The organism is Nocardia sp. NBC_00403, assembly GCF_036046055.1.
Lineage (GTDB): Bacteria > Actinomycetota > Actinomycetes > Mycobacteriales > Mycobacteriaceae > Nocardia.
Window position 1 is genome coordinate 6,109,486 of sequence record NZ_CP107939.1, and the last position, 15,499, is coordinate 6,124,984.

General features: G+C 65.5%; 14 protein-coding genes and 1 pseudogene. 9 read left to right on the top strand and 6 right to left on the bottom strand.

Going from position 1 to position 15,499, the window contains the following annotated elements; translation table 11 throughout:
• Nucleotides 1–166: 166 nt before the first annotated feature.
• The 3 genes and pseudogenes from OHQ90_RS27070 to OHQ90_RS27080 all read left to right on the top strand — a co-directional run.
• Nucleotides 167–883: pseudogene (locus tag OHQ90_RS27070) on the top strand (TetR/AcrR family transcriptional regulator); the annotation flags it as partial.
• Nucleotides 884–1,149: 266 nt separating this feature from the next.
• Nucleotides 1,150–1,599 carry a DUF5994 family protein gene (locus OHQ90_RS27075; RefSeq protein ID WP_328402123.1) on the top strand — a complete coding sequence of 150 codons (450 nt, stop codon included), beginning with the start codon at nucleotides 1,150–1,152 and terminating at the stop codon, nucleotides 1,597–1,599.
• Nucleotides 1,596–2,099 (top strand): DUF5994 family protein, encoded by a 504-nt coding sequence (locus tag OHQ90_RS27080; protein ID WP_328402125.1) that lies wholly within the window; start codon nucleotides 1,596–1,598, stop codon nucleotides 2,097–2,099. The genes OHQ90_RS27075 and OHQ90_RS27080 overlap by 4 nt, the downstream gene beginning before the upstream one ends.
• A gap of 180 nt (nucleotides 2,100–2,279) precedes the next feature.
• Here OHQ90_RS27080 and OHQ90_RS27085 read toward each other — a convergent pair whose 3' ends face one another.
• Nucleotides 2,280–3,140: a 3-hydroxyacyl-CoA dehydrogenase gene (locus tag OHQ90_RS27085; RefSeq protein ID WP_328402127.1), complete on the bottom strand. Its 861-nt coding sequence runs from the start codon at nucleotides 3,138–3,140 to the stop codon at nucleotides 2,280–2,282.
• 43 nt (nucleotides 3,141–3,183) lie between these two features.
• A complete protein-coding gene (locus OHQ90_RS27090) occupies nucleotides 3,184–3,855 on the bottom strand; it encodes a TetR/AcrR family transcriptional regulator (RefSeq protein WP_328402129.1) in 672 nt (223 codons plus the stop codon).
• 294 nt (nucleotides 3,856–4,149) lie between these two features.
• Here OHQ90_RS27090 and OHQ90_RS27095 point away from each other — a divergent pair, with 294 nt between their 5' ends.
• Both OHQ90_RS27095 and OHQ90_RS27100 read left to right on the top strand, forming a co-directional pair.
• Nucleotides 4,150–5,955: a hypothetical protein gene (locus OHQ90_RS27095; protein WP_328402131.1), complete on the top strand. Its 1,806-nt coding sequence runs from the start codon at nucleotides 4,150–4,152 to the stop codon at nucleotides 5,953–5,955.
• Nucleotides 5,956–6,005: 50 nt separating this feature from the next.
• A complete protein-coding gene (locus tag OHQ90_RS27100; protein ID WP_328402133.1) occupies nucleotides 6,006–6,680 on the top strand; it encodes an HAD family hydrolase in 675 nt (224 codons plus the stop codon).
• Here OHQ90_RS27100 and OHQ90_RS27105 read toward each other — a convergent pair.
• The gene (locus OHQ90_RS27105) at nucleotides 6,634–7,281 is read right to left on the bottom strand and encodes a TetR/AcrR family transcriptional regulator (protein ID WP_328402135.1); all 648 of its coding nucleotides are present in this window, start codon (nucleotides 7,279–7,281) and stop codon (nucleotides 6,634–6,636) included. The two genes, OHQ90_RS27100 and OHQ90_RS27105, sit on opposite strands and share 47 nt — an antisense overlap.
• A gap of 116 nt (nucleotides 7,282–7,397) precedes the next feature.
• On the opposite strand from OHQ90_RS27105, the gene OHQ90_RS27110 reads away from it, so the two are divergent.
• Both OHQ90_RS27110 and fabG read left to right on the top strand, forming a co-directional pair.
• Entirely contained in the window at nucleotides 7,398–8,546 is a 1,149-nt protein-coding gene (locus tag OHQ90_RS27110; RefSeq protein WP_328402137.1) for an acyl-CoA dehydrogenase family protein, read from the top strand.
• Between the two features lie 43 nt (nucleotides 8,547–8,589).
• Nucleotides 8,590–9,342, top strand: a complete 753-nt coding sequence (gene fabG / locus OHQ90_RS27115; RefSeq protein WP_328402139.1) for a 3-oxoacyl-ACP reductase FabG — start codon at nucleotides 8,590–8,592, stop codon at nucleotides 9,340–9,342.
• A gap of 338 nt (nucleotides 9,343–9,680) precedes the next feature.
• On the opposite strand, the gene OHQ90_RS27120 is transcribed toward fabG, so the two are convergent.
• Nucleotides 9,681–10,103: a winged helix-turn-helix transcriptional regulator gene (locus OHQ90_RS27120; protein WP_328402141.1), complete on the bottom strand. Its 423-nt coding sequence runs from the start codon at nucleotides 10,101–10,103 to the stop codon at nucleotides 9,681–9,683.
• An 80-nt stretch (nucleotides 10,104–10,183) separates the two neighbouring features.
• Here OHQ90_RS27120 and OHQ90_RS27125 point away from each other — a divergent pair, with 80 nt between their 5' ends.
• Nucleotides 10,184–11,092: an NmrA family NAD(P)-binding protein gene (locus OHQ90_RS27125; protein ID WP_328402143.1), complete on the top strand. Its 909-nt coding sequence runs from the start codon at nucleotides 10,184–10,186 to the stop codon at nucleotides 11,090–11,092.
• A gap of 79 nt (nucleotides 11,093–11,171) precedes the next feature.
• On the opposite strand, the gene OHQ90_RS27130 is transcribed toward OHQ90_RS27125, so the two are convergent.
• Nucleotides 11,172–11,903 carry an SDR family oxidoreductase gene (locus OHQ90_RS27130; RefSeq protein WP_328402145.1) on the bottom strand — a complete coding sequence of 244 codons (732 nt, stop codon included), beginning with the start codon at nucleotides 11,901–11,903 and terminating at the stop codon, nucleotides 11,172–11,174.
• A gap of 102 nt (nucleotides 11,904–12,005) precedes the next feature.
• Here OHQ90_RS27130 and OHQ90_RS27135 point away from each other — a divergent pair, with 102 nt between their 5' ends.
• Nucleotides 12,006–12,854, top strand: coding sequence for a helix-turn-helix transcriptional regulator (locus OHQ90_RS27135; RefSeq protein WP_328402147.1), 849 nt, complete (start codon nucleotides 12,006–12,008; stop codon nucleotides 12,852–12,854).
• Between the two features lie 60 nt (nucleotides 12,855–12,914).
• On the opposite strand, the gene OHQ90_RS27140 is transcribed toward OHQ90_RS27135, so the two are convergent.
• Nucleotides 12,915–15,197 carry an excinuclease ABC subunit UvrA gene (locus tag OHQ90_RS27140; RefSeq protein WP_328402149.1) on the bottom strand — a complete coding sequence of 761 codons (2,283 nt, stop codon included), beginning with the start codon at nucleotides 15,195–15,197 and terminating at the stop codon, nucleotides 12,915–12,917.
• Nucleotides 15,198–15,499 lie beyond the last annotated feature (302 nt).

Below are 15,499 nucleotides of genomic sequence, written 5' to 3' on the forward strand. Positions count from 1 at the left end.
GCCGCCGATCGAAGGGCCTATGCGAACCAGCCTCGCCATCAGTGATCAACAATGTAGACATCAATCGTAGACCTACAACGTTGACACCGCGTAGATATGGGCGTGTACTGGAGGTCTAGACGCAGGAGGGCCTGACACCGACTCCGGCCGAGAGGTGCTGAATTCGATGAACGCAACCAGAGATGGACCAACCGGACGCCCGAAAGGTCATGGCGGCAGGAAACGCGCTAGGCACAGCCCGCTGACCCGGGCCGCAATGCTCGCGGCCGCGCTCGAGATCATCGACCGCGACAGCGTCGACCAACTGTCCATGCGGCACCTCGGCGACGCGCTCGGCCGAGACCCGATGGCGCTCTACCGACACGCGGCCAACAAGGCGGCGGTCCTCGACGGAGTCGCCGAGATGGTGCTCGAACAACTGACCGTCGACATCGACGACCCCGACTGGCGCCACCAGCTGCGTGTCGTGGCACGCGAGTTCCGCGAGCTGGCGGTGGCGCACCCGAACGTCGTTCCCCTGCTGGTCACCCACCCGCTGGCCACGCCGCTCGGACTGCGGCCGCTGGGCACCCTGCGCCCACTGGAAAACACGCTGGATCTGCTCACCCGCGCCGACTTCAGCGGCGCGGACGCCCTGCACATTTACCGCGCCCTGTTCGGTTTCCTCAACGGCCACGTTCTCAACGAGCTCCAGGAAATCGTCGAACGCCCCGAAGAAACCACCGACCTATTGCGCCTCGGCCTCAATCGCCTGCCGATCGGTGAATTCCCTTTGCTGCGCGGCCTCGCCCCGGACCTGGCCGCCTACGACGGCGTGACCGAACTCGAGCGCGGCCTGGACATCCTGCTGTCCGGCCTCACCATGACGATGACCCCAAGCCGGTCCACAGTCGAGACAGGAGCCCCAATCATGACACCTTCACCGATCCGAACCGATCCGAACAACCGCATTCCGTCCGCAGATCGGCTCCGGCTGCGGTGCACACCACAAGCAGCCGACGTCGACGACCCCGAAACTATTGCCGCACAGCAGCGTTGGGATTCCGAAGGCGGAGCCGAAAGCCGCTGGAACGCGACTGTCATCACCGGGACAAGGCAGCACCTCGCTGTCGACAGGCCCGAATTCGCAGCCGAGACGGGAGCCGCACCATGACCTCAGTACAGATTCGACGGCACGCTGCGCGCCACCGCGTGCCACCCGACTACACGCCTCGGCTGAGATTGAAGCCGAAAGCCGAAAGCATCGGGTATCTCGACGGCGCGTGGTGGCCCCGATCCGACGACCTCACCGCCGAACTGCCAGATCTGCTGGCAGTCTTGGCAATTCGACTAGGCCCCGTCTGGCGAGTCGTCTACGACCCCGCGGGATGGTCATCGCCGCCCCCGCAGATGACCGCCAACGGTCGTGTAGTTCGACTCGACGCCTACCCGTTCGAGCTGTGGAACACGATGTATGTGTTCGGCAGCGACAGCACCTTCATCGTGCTGCAGGTAATCCCGTCCGCAACGAATCAACTCACCGCGCATTCGGCCCTGATGGCCGCCGCCACCCCCGAACCGGCGGCCACTATCTCCAGACGAAAGGAAACCAGACCATGATCCCTATTCAAGCGCAACGCCCCATTACCAATCACCGCGACATGACGAGGAATACCGGTCCACCCCAACGTGACCGGCAACCCTTCCGCACACCCACCCGCACACCACGCCTGCTATTGCGCGAAGACGGCACGCGGTCCAGCAACGTCGACGGCGCGTGGTGGCCGTGGACGGCTAATCTCACAGCCGAGCTGCACGACCTCATCAGCGTGCTCACCCCACGCCTCGGACCGACTGTGCGTATCGGTTTCGATTGGAACGCCGTCAGTCTCACCCAACGACGTATCGATCACGACGACGGCATACAGATACACGGCCCGGGCAAAAACCAACCACCCGACGTCATGCACCTCATCGGAGCCCAGGGCGCCCGCCTCACCTTGCTCGTCATCCCTGCCGATACCTCGCCCCTCCAGGCCGACCGGCAGATGCGGCGAGCATCAGGAAAGCCGCTGTCGCCGACTGCGACAGCACCCGGCCCCGAGACCAAGTCCTACTGAAGGACGATCGCGATACCAGGGCCCGGTTCAGAAGTACCGGGCCCTCGCGGTGGAGTTGTGTCGGGGAGCTAGTGCATGTCGGTGACCAACCCGAATTCCCTGAGCAATTCACCGCACTCGGTCGAGCCCAATTTCTTGATCAAACCCGCTGCGCGTTCGAAGTGCTTATCACGCCCGCGGTCAGGCGGCATAGCGGTAGAACCCCTCTCCGCTGGCGAGGCCGAGCTTGCCCTTGTCGATGTAGTTCACCTTCAACCACGCCGCGAGTTGCTGCGCGTCCTCGCCGCCGTTGGCAAGGACGTTGTAGGGGGTGGTGAGGCCGATGACGTCGAGGATCTGGAACGGACCGTGCGGGGAACCGGTCGCGATCCGCCAGGTCGTGTCGACAGCCTCTGGTTCGGCGTATCCACCGGCACCGAGCGCCATGGCGGCGTTGAGCAGCGGCACGAGCAACGAGTTGAGCACGTAGCCGGCCTTTTCCTTGTGCAACTCGATCGGCACCATGCCGATCGCGGCCGCGAAATCGACGACCGCCTGGAACACCTCGGGGTCGGTCTCGGGCGTGCCCATGATTTCGGCAGTGTTGTACTTCCACACCTGGTTCGCGAAGTGCAGAGCGAGGAATTTGTCCGGTCGGCCGGTGAAGTCCTTGATGTCGCTGGGCAACAGTGTGGAGGAGTTGGTGGCGAAGATGGTGCGATCGGGCGCGAGCCCGCCCAATTGCTTGTAGATCTCCTGCTTGATGGTGAGAACCTCCGGCACCGCCTCGACGACCAGGTCGGCGTCCCGCACCGCGGCGGCGAGATCGGCGGTCAGCACGATTTCGGCCGCCGTCTGCTCCGCCTTCCCATCCGCGGCTCCGGCAACCTCTTCGTCATAGGTTGCCGCCAGCTTGTCGAAACGACCGCGGGCGCCGGTCAGGGCATCATCGCTGATGTCGTAGGCGGTGACGTCGAACCCTTTGAACGCGGTCTGGAACGCGATCTGCGAACCGAGCACCCCCGTCCCGAGGACTGTCACCTTGCGAATCTCGATGGTCATTGCTGTCTCCTTTCTTCACGGGGCGAAGTCCGCCCCTCGATGTTCACTCGTCGTCTTCGGTGTCGGCACGGTCGAGCGACGCGAAGAATCCGGCGACGATCTGCGTGATCTGGTCACGCAAGTCGCCGATCGCGCCATCGCCGGGATGCACGCCGGTCGATGGCCGGGCAAGGATCAGGTGCAGCACCGCGAACACGCTGCGGCCTGCCAGCAGTGCCTGCTTGTCCAGGCGGCGCGATTCGCGGCCGCCCTGCCTGGCGGCAGCCGCCAAACGCGCGGCGATCATCGCCTCGAGCTGTGCGACAAGGGCAAGGCCCTCGGCGCGGTACTTCTCGGTCGGCGAGCCGAATAACAGTTCACGCTGGTAGGCCACGGTGTTCTCGACATGCCGGTCGGCCGCCTCCACGATCGGCCGCACCATGCCGAGCACCGCGTCCACCGGCTCACTCTGCGAGCGCGACTGCGCGTCGCCGAGTTCGAGTGCCAGCCGGAGGTCCTCGTTGTAGACCATCAGCAGCAACTCACCCTTGGACGACACGTACCGGAACAGCGTTCCCGCGGCGACATCGGCGCGGTCGGAGAGCTGCTGCGTGGTGACGCTCTCGAAGCCCCGCTCGGCAAACAGCGCGGCCGCCGCTTCGAAGATGCGCGACTGTTTGTCGCGCATCTTCCGTTGGCGGCGACCCGCGGGCGCCGGGTCGGGCGAGATCGTCATCCGACACCCTCAGATAATGAGTAGACTCATTAATGAGCGTACTCCTTGTTGTCTGATGGGCAACCCCCAAGACCGCGACCGACGCGCGGACCGAAGCCATCGGCGCAGACCGACACGTCGACGCGAACCCGCGCTCAACTCGTTTGCCGCAGTACGGAATACGCGACACCATCCGATCTCGCCATCCATCAGCTCGGCCTCCCATAGACGGCAACAACCACGCCGACCACGCGCGCGGGGGTGGGTAACCTAGGGTCTTTTCGATGCCGATCTCGGGGAGAAACAGTGCCGAATGTGCCTTCGCACACGCTGACCTCGCTGGTGACCGTGGCAGCCCAGCAACTGGGTTACATGTGCCGGGCGACCAACGCCGACGAGGTGGCGGAGTTCATCGGCCCGCGTGGCGACGGCCCGCACTACCTGCGGTTGGGCAACCTGCGCCGTAGCCTGAACGAACACCCAGCCGACCAGTGGCCAACGCTCGTCACGGACTACGTCGGCACATTCCTCGCCGAAGTGGACATGGAGTACACCGATCCGCTGGACACCAACGACTTTGCCACAGTGCGGGGCCTGCTCAGGACGCACTTCGCTCCGGCAGGCGCCGACACAGGCATCGATGTCCTCCGCCGGGACGTTGCGCCGGGAATCGTGCAAGTGGCGGTGCTGGGTCAACTCCACACCGCCGTGCCCGTCACCCCCGAGATGCTCGCCCGCTGGGATATCGGTCTCGACGAACTCTTCGACCTCGCCGAGGCGAACACGCGCGCCGACAGTCGCCTCGAGGTCGAGTGGAAGGGCTACAACGACGCGTACTTCGCCTTGCTGAGCGGCTCGGACTTCGCCAGCGCCCACGCAAGGTGGCTCGGCGACTACCCGGTAATCGGAATGTACGGTGCGCTTTTCGTCACCTCTCACGAGGGAAATGTGTATGTGCACCCCATCACCGGACCGGACGCGATGACGGCCATGATCCTGCTCGGCAAGGTAGCGGCCAACACCTATCGCAGCGAACCGCGACCGGTCAGTCCGGCGGTCTACTGGTGGAAGGACTCGGAGATCAGCCTCGCGGCCGGCACCGAGATCGACAAGGACGGCAACGTCGCTGTACACCAGACGCCGGAATTCGACTCGCTGCTGACCAGCTTGGCGGTGACGTGCGATTTCGGAGTGGTCCCGGCCGGCGAAGTCGATACCGCCCTCGACGCGCTTGCGCTGTATGAGCAGATGTGCGCCAAATCGGACAACAGCGCGGCACCGCCCGCCGTCCTCGACCTCCTGGCCGAAATAGCGAGCAGGGGCGCGGCCGTCGGATTCGTCACGGCTGTCGCGGATGTCCGCGGAGCCGTGTTGCGCACCTGGGGACCGAGCCGGGGCCAGCATCTGCTTGCCGTCCTGAAGCTGACCAAGGACCGCGACCTCGCCGTGCTCGACGTCGCGACCGGGCACCTCTACGACCCGCGCGACCGCGTCGATATCCGCGTCACTGTCGGCGCACACGACCACGACATGAGGACACTGCCCTATCTCACCGCCGCGCTGCTCGAGGACTTCGTGGTCGGCGCCGCCGACCCCGACGATCCGTTCTTGTTCGTCGAGCGCGACAATGAGAACTACATCCGCACGCGCCGCCACGAGTGGGTCTATGAGATCGAACATCGGGCCGGATCCGCCTCGGAGCATTTCCGCGTGTACACCATGCTGCACACTGTGGTCCGCGCCGTCATCTGGGCGTGGGCCTGCGGCGACCCATCGTGGACGCTCGCCGTGCAATGGCGGCGGGTCGATCCCGAAACGCCAGGAATCGAGGCGGCGCAGGGGCAGGAAATCCTGCAGGACGAGCTGTCGTCCATGGCGTCCGGCATGACCGTCGACGGATTGGCCATCCTCGAGACGTTTCTGACCGTACGAGACACGCCGCTGCCCGCACCTGAGTCCCTCGATCTTGCGGTCGATCCGTCCGTGCTGCGCGAGCTGGGGTCGGCGCCCGCCGAGTTCGTCACGCCCAGCGCCGAGACAGACGGAACCGCAGCGTTGACCGAGGGGCTCGACGACGACCAGGAACCTCCGGAGCAGCACTTCCCGAATCGCAACGAGTAACCATCACAGGCCATCTGTGCGGCCGATCGACGGGCCGATACAGTCGGTTGGTGACCTGGACCATCGGCTTCGACCTGGACATGACCTTGATCGACTCCCGTCCCGGCGTCGCACGGGCGATCGACACCATCGCTACCGAGTTCGATCTCCCGCTGCGTGGCGTCGAGCTCGCCGACCGGCTCGGCCCCCCGCTCGACCAGCTATTGGGCGACGCGGGTGTCCCCGCCGATCTCATTCCGGCCCTGGTGGCCCGTTATCGCGCGCTCTATCCGACCGTGGTGCCGCACATTCCGGCCATGCCCGGCGCCGATGCGGCGTTGGCCGCTGTGGCCGAGCGCGGCGGGCGAGTAGTGATCATCACCGGCAAGCACGAGCCGTTGGCACGGCTGCATCTGGTCGAACTCGGTTGGCAGATAGATCATTTGGCAGGTGATCTCTGGTCGGCGGGCAAGGCCGGTGTGCTGCGCGAACAGCGCGCCGATGTCTTCGTCGGCGATCACGCCGGTGATATGCGCGGCGCGCGGGCCGCGGAGGTGGCGGCTGTCGGCGTCACCACCGGACCGTGCGACGCCGACGAACTCCGCGCGGCGGGCGCGGACGTCGTGCTGGAGAACCTCACCGAGTTTCCGGACTGGCTCGGCGAATTCGGAGCCCGCGCGGTGCGTCGACCACCGGCGGTCAGTGGCCGGGCGCGGCCGAGGGCAATGCCTGGAATCGCAGGGTGAGACCATCCAGTAGCGCGCGCAGGCCGGTTTCGAAAGCGGCGTCGTCGATTTCGCGTTGCCGCCCCGACAGCAGGTGGGCTTCGTCGAGGTGTGGGTAGTTGCCGCGATACACCGCCGCGTCCTCGGGGAAGCCACCCGCGAACGACCCCAGGGTGGAACCGGTGACGAAGAACCGCATGAGCGCGCCCACCTGAGTTGCTTCACGTCGCGGCCAGCCCGCCACTACCAGCCCACCGAAGACGGCGTCTGCCTGGCGTAGTGCGTTCGGCCGCCTGCCCATCCCCTGATGCAGGGCAGGCACCAGGTTCGGATGGTCTGCCAATGCCGCGCGATACGACCGGGCCCAGGCTTCGAGCGCGCCGCGCCAGTCGGTGTTGCCGCTGAACATCGACAGATCCACCTTGCCGAGCACCGCATCGACCATCGCGTCGAGCAGGTCGTCCTTGGTGGCGAGGTGGTTGTACAGCGACGGCCCCTGCACCCCGAGTTCGGTGGCCAGCCTGCGGATGGATACAGCTTCGAGGCCTTCGGCATCGACCAGGGCCAACGCGGCGGACACTATGCGCTCGCGGCTCAGCAATGGTCGGCGCGGTCTTCCCACGAAAACCTCCTGGTCGATCGGCCCTCAGTGTCGCATGGGGGCAGTAAACTTGCGTTGTTAGTTTATGCAGAGCTAGCCTACAAGAAACTTTCAGCGTTAGTTTTCTTGGAGTTGCGGTGAACCTGGAACTGTCCGATGAACAGGCAGCGGCACAGCGCATGGCCGCCGACTTCGTCGACCGCGAGATCGCCCCGCACGCAACGGAATGGGATCGCGCCGAATCGGTCGATCCAGCGATTGTGCCGCGGCTCGGCGAGCTCGGATTTCTCGGTCTCACCATTCCGGAGGAATACGGCGGCAGCGGCGGCGATCATCTCACTTACTGCCTCGTGCTGGAGGAGCTGGGCCGCGGCGACTCCGCCGTGCGCGGCATCGTCTCGGTCTCCCTCGGCCTCGTCAGCAAATCCATCCACCACTACGGGACCGACGAACAGAAGCGCACCTGGCTACCCCGGCTCACCACGGGTGAAGCGCTCGGCTGTTTCGCGCTCACTGAACCCGGAACTGGTTCGGACGCAGCACAATTGAGCACCCGCGCGGTCCGCGACGGCGACGGCTGGGCGATCTCGGGCAACAAGATGTTCATCACCAACGGGACCTGGGCCGAAGTCGCGCTCGTCTTCGCACGCACCGGCGGCGCCGGGCACCGCGGTATTACGGCCTTCCTCGTTCCGGCCGACTCCCCAGGCTTCGCCGCCCGCCCCGTGCACGGCAAGCTCGGGCTACGCGGGCAGGCGACCGCGGAACTCGTGCTCGACAACGTTCGCATCCCCGACAGCGCGCGACTGCACACCGAGGGCAAAGGTTTCACCGTCGCAATGGCAGCACTTGCCAAGGGCCGGATGTCGGTGGCCGCGGGTTGTGTGGGCATCGCACAGGCGTGCCTCGACGCCGCGGTCGGATACGCCACGCAGCGGACACAATTCGGCAAGCCGATCGCCGGACACCAACTGGTCCAGGAACTGCTCGCCGACATCGCGCTCGACGTGGACGCGGCACGGCTGCTGGTGTGGCGGGTGGCCGATCTGATCGACCGTGGCTCCGAGTTCGCCATCGCATCGTCCAAGGCGAAGCTGTTCGCGAGCGAGGCCGCGGTGCGCGCCGCCGATCGCGCGCTGCAGGTGTTCGGCGGTTACGGCTATATCGATGAGTTCCCGGTCGGCAAGTATCTGCGCGACGCCAAGGTGATGACGCTCTACGAGGGCACCAGCCAGATCCAGAAACTGCTGATCGGCCGAGACCTGACCGGAATCAGTGCATTCTGACGACGTCGGATCCGGCCTCGTCGAAGAACAGAAAGGACCATCGATGAACAGGTTCACCGACAAGATCGCCGTCGTGACCGGTGCGGCACAGGGCATCGGCGCGGCCACCGCGGTGCGGCTGGCCGCCGAGGGCGCCGCGGTGGCGGTGCTCGACCGCAATGCTCCGGACAAGACCACCGAGCAGATCACCGCGGCAGGCGGCACCGCACGCGGCTACGTCTGCGATGTCACCGATCGCACCTCGGTGCAGTCCGTATTCGACCAGGTGGCAATGGATCTCGGGCAACCGCACATCCTGATCAACAATGCCGGGATCACCCGCGACGACATGTTCTTCCGACTTTCCGAGGACGATTGGAACGCGGTCCTCTCGGTCAACCTGACCGGGGCCTACCACTGCGCGCAGGTCGCACAGAAGTTCATGGTCGCGCAGCGCTACGGCAAGATCGTCTCGCTCTCCAGCCGCTCCGCCCTCGGCAACCGGGGCCAGGCGAACTACGCCGCCGCCAAGGCCGGCATCCAGGGCTTGACCGCGACGCTGGCCATCGAACTCGGCCCCTACAACATCAACGTCAACGCGGTCGCCCCCGGCTACATCGCCACCGCAATGACCGCCGCGACCGCCAACCGAGTAGGGCTCACCGCCGAGGAGCACCAGCAGTCCGTTGCCGGGCGCACCCCGCTCGGCCGCGTCGGACAGCCCGAGGAGGTCGCCGCTGTCATTGCGTTCCTGGCCAGCGACGAGGCCTCCTACGTCAGTGGCCAAACGCTCTACGTCAACGGTGGGGCCCGCTGAGCCGGCCCGAGTGCCGCTATAGCGACCGCCCGGTATGACGGAGGATAATGAGTACTTCGATCGACCACGTCGATAGGAAGGAGCCACGGCAATGAGAGCTATGCCGAATCGCTCACTCACAATCCTCCTCGCGGGTCTGGCAACCGTCGGCAGCCTGGGGCTGTCGGGTACCGCGGCAGCTGCCGTAAGACAGCAGGACCCACAGTCACAGCCGCAGTGCACAGTAGGCGAGAGATCGGACCAGGGTCCCTTCCGCTGCGAGTGCGGACCCGATGGCAAGTGGATCTGCGTCAGACGAAGGTGATACGCGTAGCGGCACGTCAGCCGCACAGTTCCATTCAAGCCTGATTCGCGGATGCGTGCTCGGCATCCCACTGCTGCCGGGCGGCGCCGATGACGCCTCTGTGCTCTCGCGACCAGTCGGCGAGCACCAGCACCGTCTCCGCGAGACTCCGGCCGGTCGCGGTGAGCCGGTACTCGACCTGCGGCGGGATGGTCGGGTAGGCGATCCGTTCGATGATCCCGTCCCGCCACAACCGTTTGGTGGTCAAGGTCAGCATGCGCTGGGAAATACCAGGAATTGCTCGCTCCAGTTCGCGGAAGCGACGCACTCCCTTGCTCAGCTCCACGATCACCAGCACCGTCCACCGGTCCCCCAGCCTGTCGAGGACATCGCGAATCCCGCAGTCGTCATCGCCACACGGTCCATCGGGAATAGAGCCCGCCGCCTGCAGGCTAACCGCCGTGTTCGTGACTGACATCAGAGTGCCTCCTTATGCTGCCGCCCGCGATTGCGGATGCTGGGTCATGTTCAGCAACTGCAACATTCGGGAGTGCACCAATGATCCTCGTCACCGGTATTTCCGGTTCACTCGGCAGCCTCGTCTTCAGCGGGTTGTCCGCGCTCGACGACATCACCGTCACGGCGGGCAGCCGTTCCGGTGACGGTGCCGGCGTCCGGCACATCGATTTCGACGACCCCGCCACCCTGGTCGAAGGGTTTCGGGAGGTGGACGTGCTGGTGTTCATCTCGGCTGGATACGCGGAAGACGACGTGGTGCTGGCCAGGCACGACGCAGTAGTCGCCGCCGCGACGACGGCAGGCGTCCGGCACGTCATCTACACCAGCCTCGCGGGCTCCGGTGATCTGATGACCATCGCGCTCCCGCACCGATGGACCGAGACACGGCTGGCTTCGGCGCCGCTCGATGTGACGATTCTGCGCAACGGACTCTATGCCGAGGTGCCGATCGGATTGGCGGCCGCAGGTGCTGCCTCGGCCGCCGAAACAGGTTTCTACACAGCCGCATTCGGCAATGGACGGGTGTCGGTTGTCGCTCGCGAGGACCTCGCCGACGTGGCGGTGCTGGTGGCCGCCGAAACCAGCCGAGACCTCACGGCAGGCGGTCGTAGCAGGCATGCGGGCAAGGTCTACGAACTCGAAGGCGTCGCGACGATCGGCGGGTCCGACATCGCAGCGGTGCTGGCCGAATCGCTCGGCCGGCCGGTGAGCTACCGATCCATGCCATTGTCCGACACCCGAATCGCACTGCAGGACATAGGAATGGAGCCCTACCAAGTCACGAATGCCGTCTCCCTGTTCGCCAATATAGGCGCGGGTGTGCTCGAGGCAAGCCGGACCGACCTGCTCGAACTACTGCCCGCCGAGCCCCGCGATGTCCGGGCACTGCTCACCGCGGCCGTGCGAACCGGCGGGTACCAGTCCGTTTCGATCACTACGACCCGTTGAGCGCCGCTGCCATGACGGTCACCGCACCGCCGAGCCGGACGAACTCCCGCTCGCGCGGTTGGTCACCGCTCGAACGCGGTCACCAGGGCACCGGACCGAAGCGATCGAAGAATCCACCGGTCGGTCCGTCCGGTCCGATCGACGCCAGGCGGACGATCGCGTCGGTACCCTCGGTGACCGTTTGGTGGCCTGAGTTGTTGTTCAGATCCGTTGCGGTGTAGCCGGGGTCGGCGGCGTTGATTTGGATGTCGGGCAGCGCGCGAGAGTACATCGAGGTGATCATGTTGAGGGCGGTCTTCGAGGACGGATAGGGCAGGCCGAGAAGGGTGGACTCGATGCGGGTCGGGTCGGAGGTTCGGGCCAGCGAGCCGATGCCGCTCGACACCATCACGATTCGAGGTTGGGTGGCCGCGCGTAGCAGCGGCAGGAACGCGTTGGTCACCTGAACCGCGCCGAAGACGTTGGTCTCGAATACTTCTCGGAAGTCTGCCGCTTCGGTGTCGGGCGGAAGTCTGCGTGTGCCGCCGACGCCGGCGTTGTTCACCAGCACATCCAGCTTCCGCGTCCGTTGCCCGACCGCCTCGACGGCCGCGGTGATCGAGTCGGCTGAGGTGACCTCCAGCTGGATGAACTCGACGTCGAGGCCTGCCGCGGTGAGGGCGGCCACCGCCGACTTGCCGCGATCGGCGTCGCGTGCGGCCAGGAACACCTGCCAGCCGAGGCTCGCCAGCCTACGGACGGTCTCGCGACCAAGTCCTTTGTTCGCTCCGGTAACCAGAACCGTCGTCGCGGAGTTCGTGGGGTTGTTCATCATCCGAGCATCGCCCACCGCAGTCGCGGCACTCCAGGACCGGCGGCTCCTGGGACCCGCAGTACCACCCCGCCGTGCGAGTGGTACGGCATGATCGACGGCATGGACCGCACGGAACTGGCCGAACTGCTTCGGCGGGCCCGTGCGCGCATCCAGCCCCGCGATGTCGGCATCCCCGCGGGCTTCCGCAGACAGGTGCCTGGACTGCGCCGCGAAGAGGTCGCACAACTGGCCGGTGTCAGCGTCGATTACGTGGTTCGGCTGGAACAGGGCCGCGGCCCCCGACCCTCGATCGCCGTACTCGCGGCGCTGGCCCGGGCCCTGCGCCTCAACGACGAAGACCGCGATCTGCTGTTCCAGTTCGCCGGATCCACACCCCCGCAAGCCGGCCGGATCGCCATGGTGGTCCGGCCGAGCGTGCTGCGACTGCTCGACCGGATGGCCGACCTGCCCGCACTAGTTCTTTCCGCGAAAGGCGATGTGCTGGCTTGGAATTCGATGGCAGCCGCACTGCTCGGCGACTTCACCGAGTGGCCGCCCGCGCAACGCAACATCATCTGGCAGCAGTTCCTCGGCACCGGACCACGCCGGGTCGCGGCGACCCCCGCCGAGACACAGACGGCTGCCGTCTTCTCGGTGAGCAGCCTGCGCAGCGCCCGAGCTCATTACCCCGATGATCCCGACCTGCTGCTCCTGATCAGCGAACTCCGTACGCGCAGCACACGATTCGAACAGTTATGGAACGAACGGCCATCCGAACCATGGCGCAGCGCCAGCAAGTCGGTCGACCATCCAGAACTCGGTCTCCTGGTCCTGGAGTGCGACACTCTCCTCGTCCCCGACTCCGACCAGACCGTCATCGTCTACTCCGCAGCACCCGGCACCCCCGCCGCCTCGGCTCTCGACCTGCTCCGCATCACCGGCACCCAACAGTTCACCGGCCATAGCTGATTCGCCCCGAGGTCGGGGGCACTGTGACCGGAGGTCGCCCCCCGGCCACAGCGCAGCCGCTTACGCCGCCTTGTACTTGCGCAAGTACTCGCCGGTCAGCGAGGTCGGATGCTCGAGAAGTGCCGCCGGCGTGCCGGTGAAGACCACTTCACCACCATCCTTGCCACCGTCCGGCCCGAGATCGATCACCCAGTCCGAGTGCGCGACCACATCGAGGTTGTGCTCGATCACCACCACCGTGTTGCCTCGCTCGACCAGCCCGTCCATCAGCGCGAGCAGGGTGTCTACATCCGACATGTGCAGCCCGGTGGTCGGCTCGTCGAGAACATAGACGCTGCCGGTGTTCTGCAGTTGGGTGGCCAGTTTGATGCGTTGGCGCTCGCCGCCCGAAAGCGTGCTCATCGCCTGGCCGAGGCTCAAGTAATCCAGACCGACCTCGTTCATGGTGCGCAGCTTCGTATGCAGCGCCTTCTCGGGGAAGAACTGCACCGCCTCTTCGGCCGACATCTCCAGCACGTCCGCGATCGAATTGCCGCGGAAGGTATGTGCAAGCACCTCATCGGAGAATCGCCGTCCATCGCAGGCGTCGCAATGGGTGGTCACCGGATCCATATAGGCGACCTCGGTGATGATCACGCCGCGCCCCTCGCACTGCTTGCATGCGCCCGCGGAATTGAAGCTGAACAGCCCCGGCGATTCACCGGTGGCCTTGGCGAACAGCTTGCGAATAGGGTCCATGAGCCCCAGATAGGTGGCGGGTGTGGAGCGCGAGGAGGCCGCGATCGCGGATTGGTCCACGAAGATGGCCTCGGGATGGTTGCGCACGAACACATCTCGAATGAGGCTGCTCTTGCCGGACCCGGCGACGCCGGTGATCGAGGTGAGCACGCCGGTGGGGATCGCGACAGTGACATCTTTGAGGTTGTGCACGGTTGCGTGCTCGATCAGCAACGCACCGTTCGACTTCCGGAACATCTCCTTCACCGTGAACGGCCTGCGCAGCCCGGCGCCGGTCGGGGTGTTGGCCGCACGCAGCTCGGCGAAGCTGCCCTCGAACACGACCTGTCCGCCGTGCGCCCCGGCGCGCGGCCCGACATCCACAATATGGTCGGCGATCTGGATGACATCCGGATCGTGCTCGACGACCAGCACAGTATTGCCCTTGTCCCGCAACGCCTTCAGCAGATTGTTCAACCGCCCGACATCGCGCGGGTGCAGGCCGACGCTCGGCTCGTCGAAGATGTACGTCATGCCGATCAGCGTGCTGGCCAGATGCTTGATCATCTTCAGCCGCTGCCCCTCACCGCCGGACAGGCTCGAGGTCGCCCGGTCCAGGCTCAGATAGCCGAGACCGATATCGGCCACCCGCTGCAGTGCGGTGCGAATCGCGGCGGCCAGCCCGAGTGCGGCCGGATCGGCGATCTCGTCGAGCACCGCCATCAGATCGGTGATCTGCAAGCCCGACCAGTCCGCGATATTGCGTCCGTTGATCTTCGTCGCGAGCGCCTCGGCATTGAGCCGTGCGCCGTTGCACGTCGGACACACCCCCTCGGTGAGGAACTTCTGCATCTGCTCGCGAGTCTTCTCGCTGAGCGTGGAGGTGTCGCGCTGCAACCGGGTGCGGGTGAACTTCGCCGCCACCCCTTCGTAATTCGCCTTCCATGTGCCTTTACTGAAGGTCAGCTCCACCTTGCCGCCGGTGCCGTACAGCAGATCCTGGAATTCCTCGGCGCTGTAGTCGGCGAGCTTCTTGTCCGGATCGAACCGACCGGAGTTGCCGTACAGCTGCCAGTCACCGCTGCCCACCCCATAGCCGGGTAGCAGGATCGCGCCCTCGTTGAGCGACTTGCTCCGATCCACCAGCCGGTCGGGATCGGCGCGCACCGTCTGACCGAGCCCGTCACAATCCGGGCACATGCCCTGCGGCACGTTGAAGGAGTAGTTGTAGACGAATCCGGCCGAGGGCGAACCGAATCGGGCGAACATGGCGCGCACCATCGAGTAGATATCCGTCATGGTGCCGACGGTGGAGCGCGGCCCGCCGCCGACCGGCTGCTGGTCGATGATCACCGGCGCGGTCAGGTTTTCGATCGCCTCGGCGTGCGGGCGCTCGTAGCGGGGCAGAAAGTTCAGGATGAACGCGGGAAACGTTGCGTAGAGCTGGCGCTGGGATTCCACGGCGATGGTGTCGAAGACGATGGAGGACTTTCCGGAACCGGAGACACCGGTGAACACCGTGATCTTGTTCTTCGGGATCTCCAGCGACACATTGCGCAGGTTGTGCTCGCTGGCCCCCAACACTCGGATGACATCGGTGGCGGCAACGGAATTGGTCAATGGCATACCGACCACCATGCCATCTGACACCGACGATTTGTGCGGGCTTATGTGATTCAAATCACATCAATGCATTACATGCATTACCGATGCAGGGCTTCCCTACGCCGTCCGCGAGCGTGGTGGGCCGAACTGCCGAAAAGCCCGGCGACCTCGCGCATCACCCCAGGCCTTAGTCCGGAATGTCTTGCCTCGATAGCGATTTCATCTTCGTGCCGCACCCGGGCGCAGCTGCGAGCGCGGTCCGGAATCGACGAGCGGTCGCCGGAGTTACACGCCCCCTATCCAGGGTTTGCGCAGAATTAACC

Bases quoted from the DNA above. Each gene is read 5' to 3' on its own strand.
- fabG (WP_328402139.1), top strand. From the start codon at position 8,590: ATGAACAGGTTCACCGACAAGATCGCCGTCGTGACCGGTGCGGCACAG.
- OHQ90_RS27130 (WP_328402145.1), bottom strand. From the start codon at position 11,903: ATGAACAACCCCACGAACTCCGCGACGACGGTTCTGGTTACCGGAGCG.
- OHQ90_RS27120 (WP_328402141.1), bottom strand. From the start codon at position 10,103: ATGTCAGTCACGAACACGGCGGTTAGCCTGCAGGCGGCGGGCTCTATT.
- OHQ90_RS27090 (WP_328402129.1), bottom strand. From the start codon at position 3,855: ATGACGATCTCGCCCGACCCGGCGCCCGCGGGTCGCCGCCAACGGAAG.
- OHQ90_RS27080 (WP_328402125.1), top strand. From the start codon at position 1,596: ATGATCCCTATTCAAGCGCAACGCCCCATTACCAATCACCGCGACATG.
- OHQ90_RS27140 (WP_328402149.1), bottom strand. From the start codon at position 15,197: ATGCCATTGACCAATTCCGTTGCCGCCACCGATGTCATCCGAGTGTTG.
- OHQ90_RS27135 (WP_328402147.1), top strand. From the start codon at position 12,006: ATGGACCGCACGGAACTGGCCGAACTGCTTCGGCGGGCCCGTGCGCGC.
- OHQ90_RS27075 (WP_328402123.1), top strand. From the start codon at position 1,150: ATGACCTCAGTACAGATTCGACGGCACGCTGCGCGCCACCGCGTGCCA.
- OHQ90_RS27085 (WP_328402127.1), bottom strand. From the start codon at position 3,140: ATGACCATCGAGATTCGCAAGGTGACAGTCCTCGGGACGGGGGTGCTC.
- OHQ90_RS27125 (WP_328402143.1), top strand. From the start codon at position 10,184: ATGATCCTCGTCACCGGTATTTCCGGTTCACTCGGCAGCCTCGTCTTC.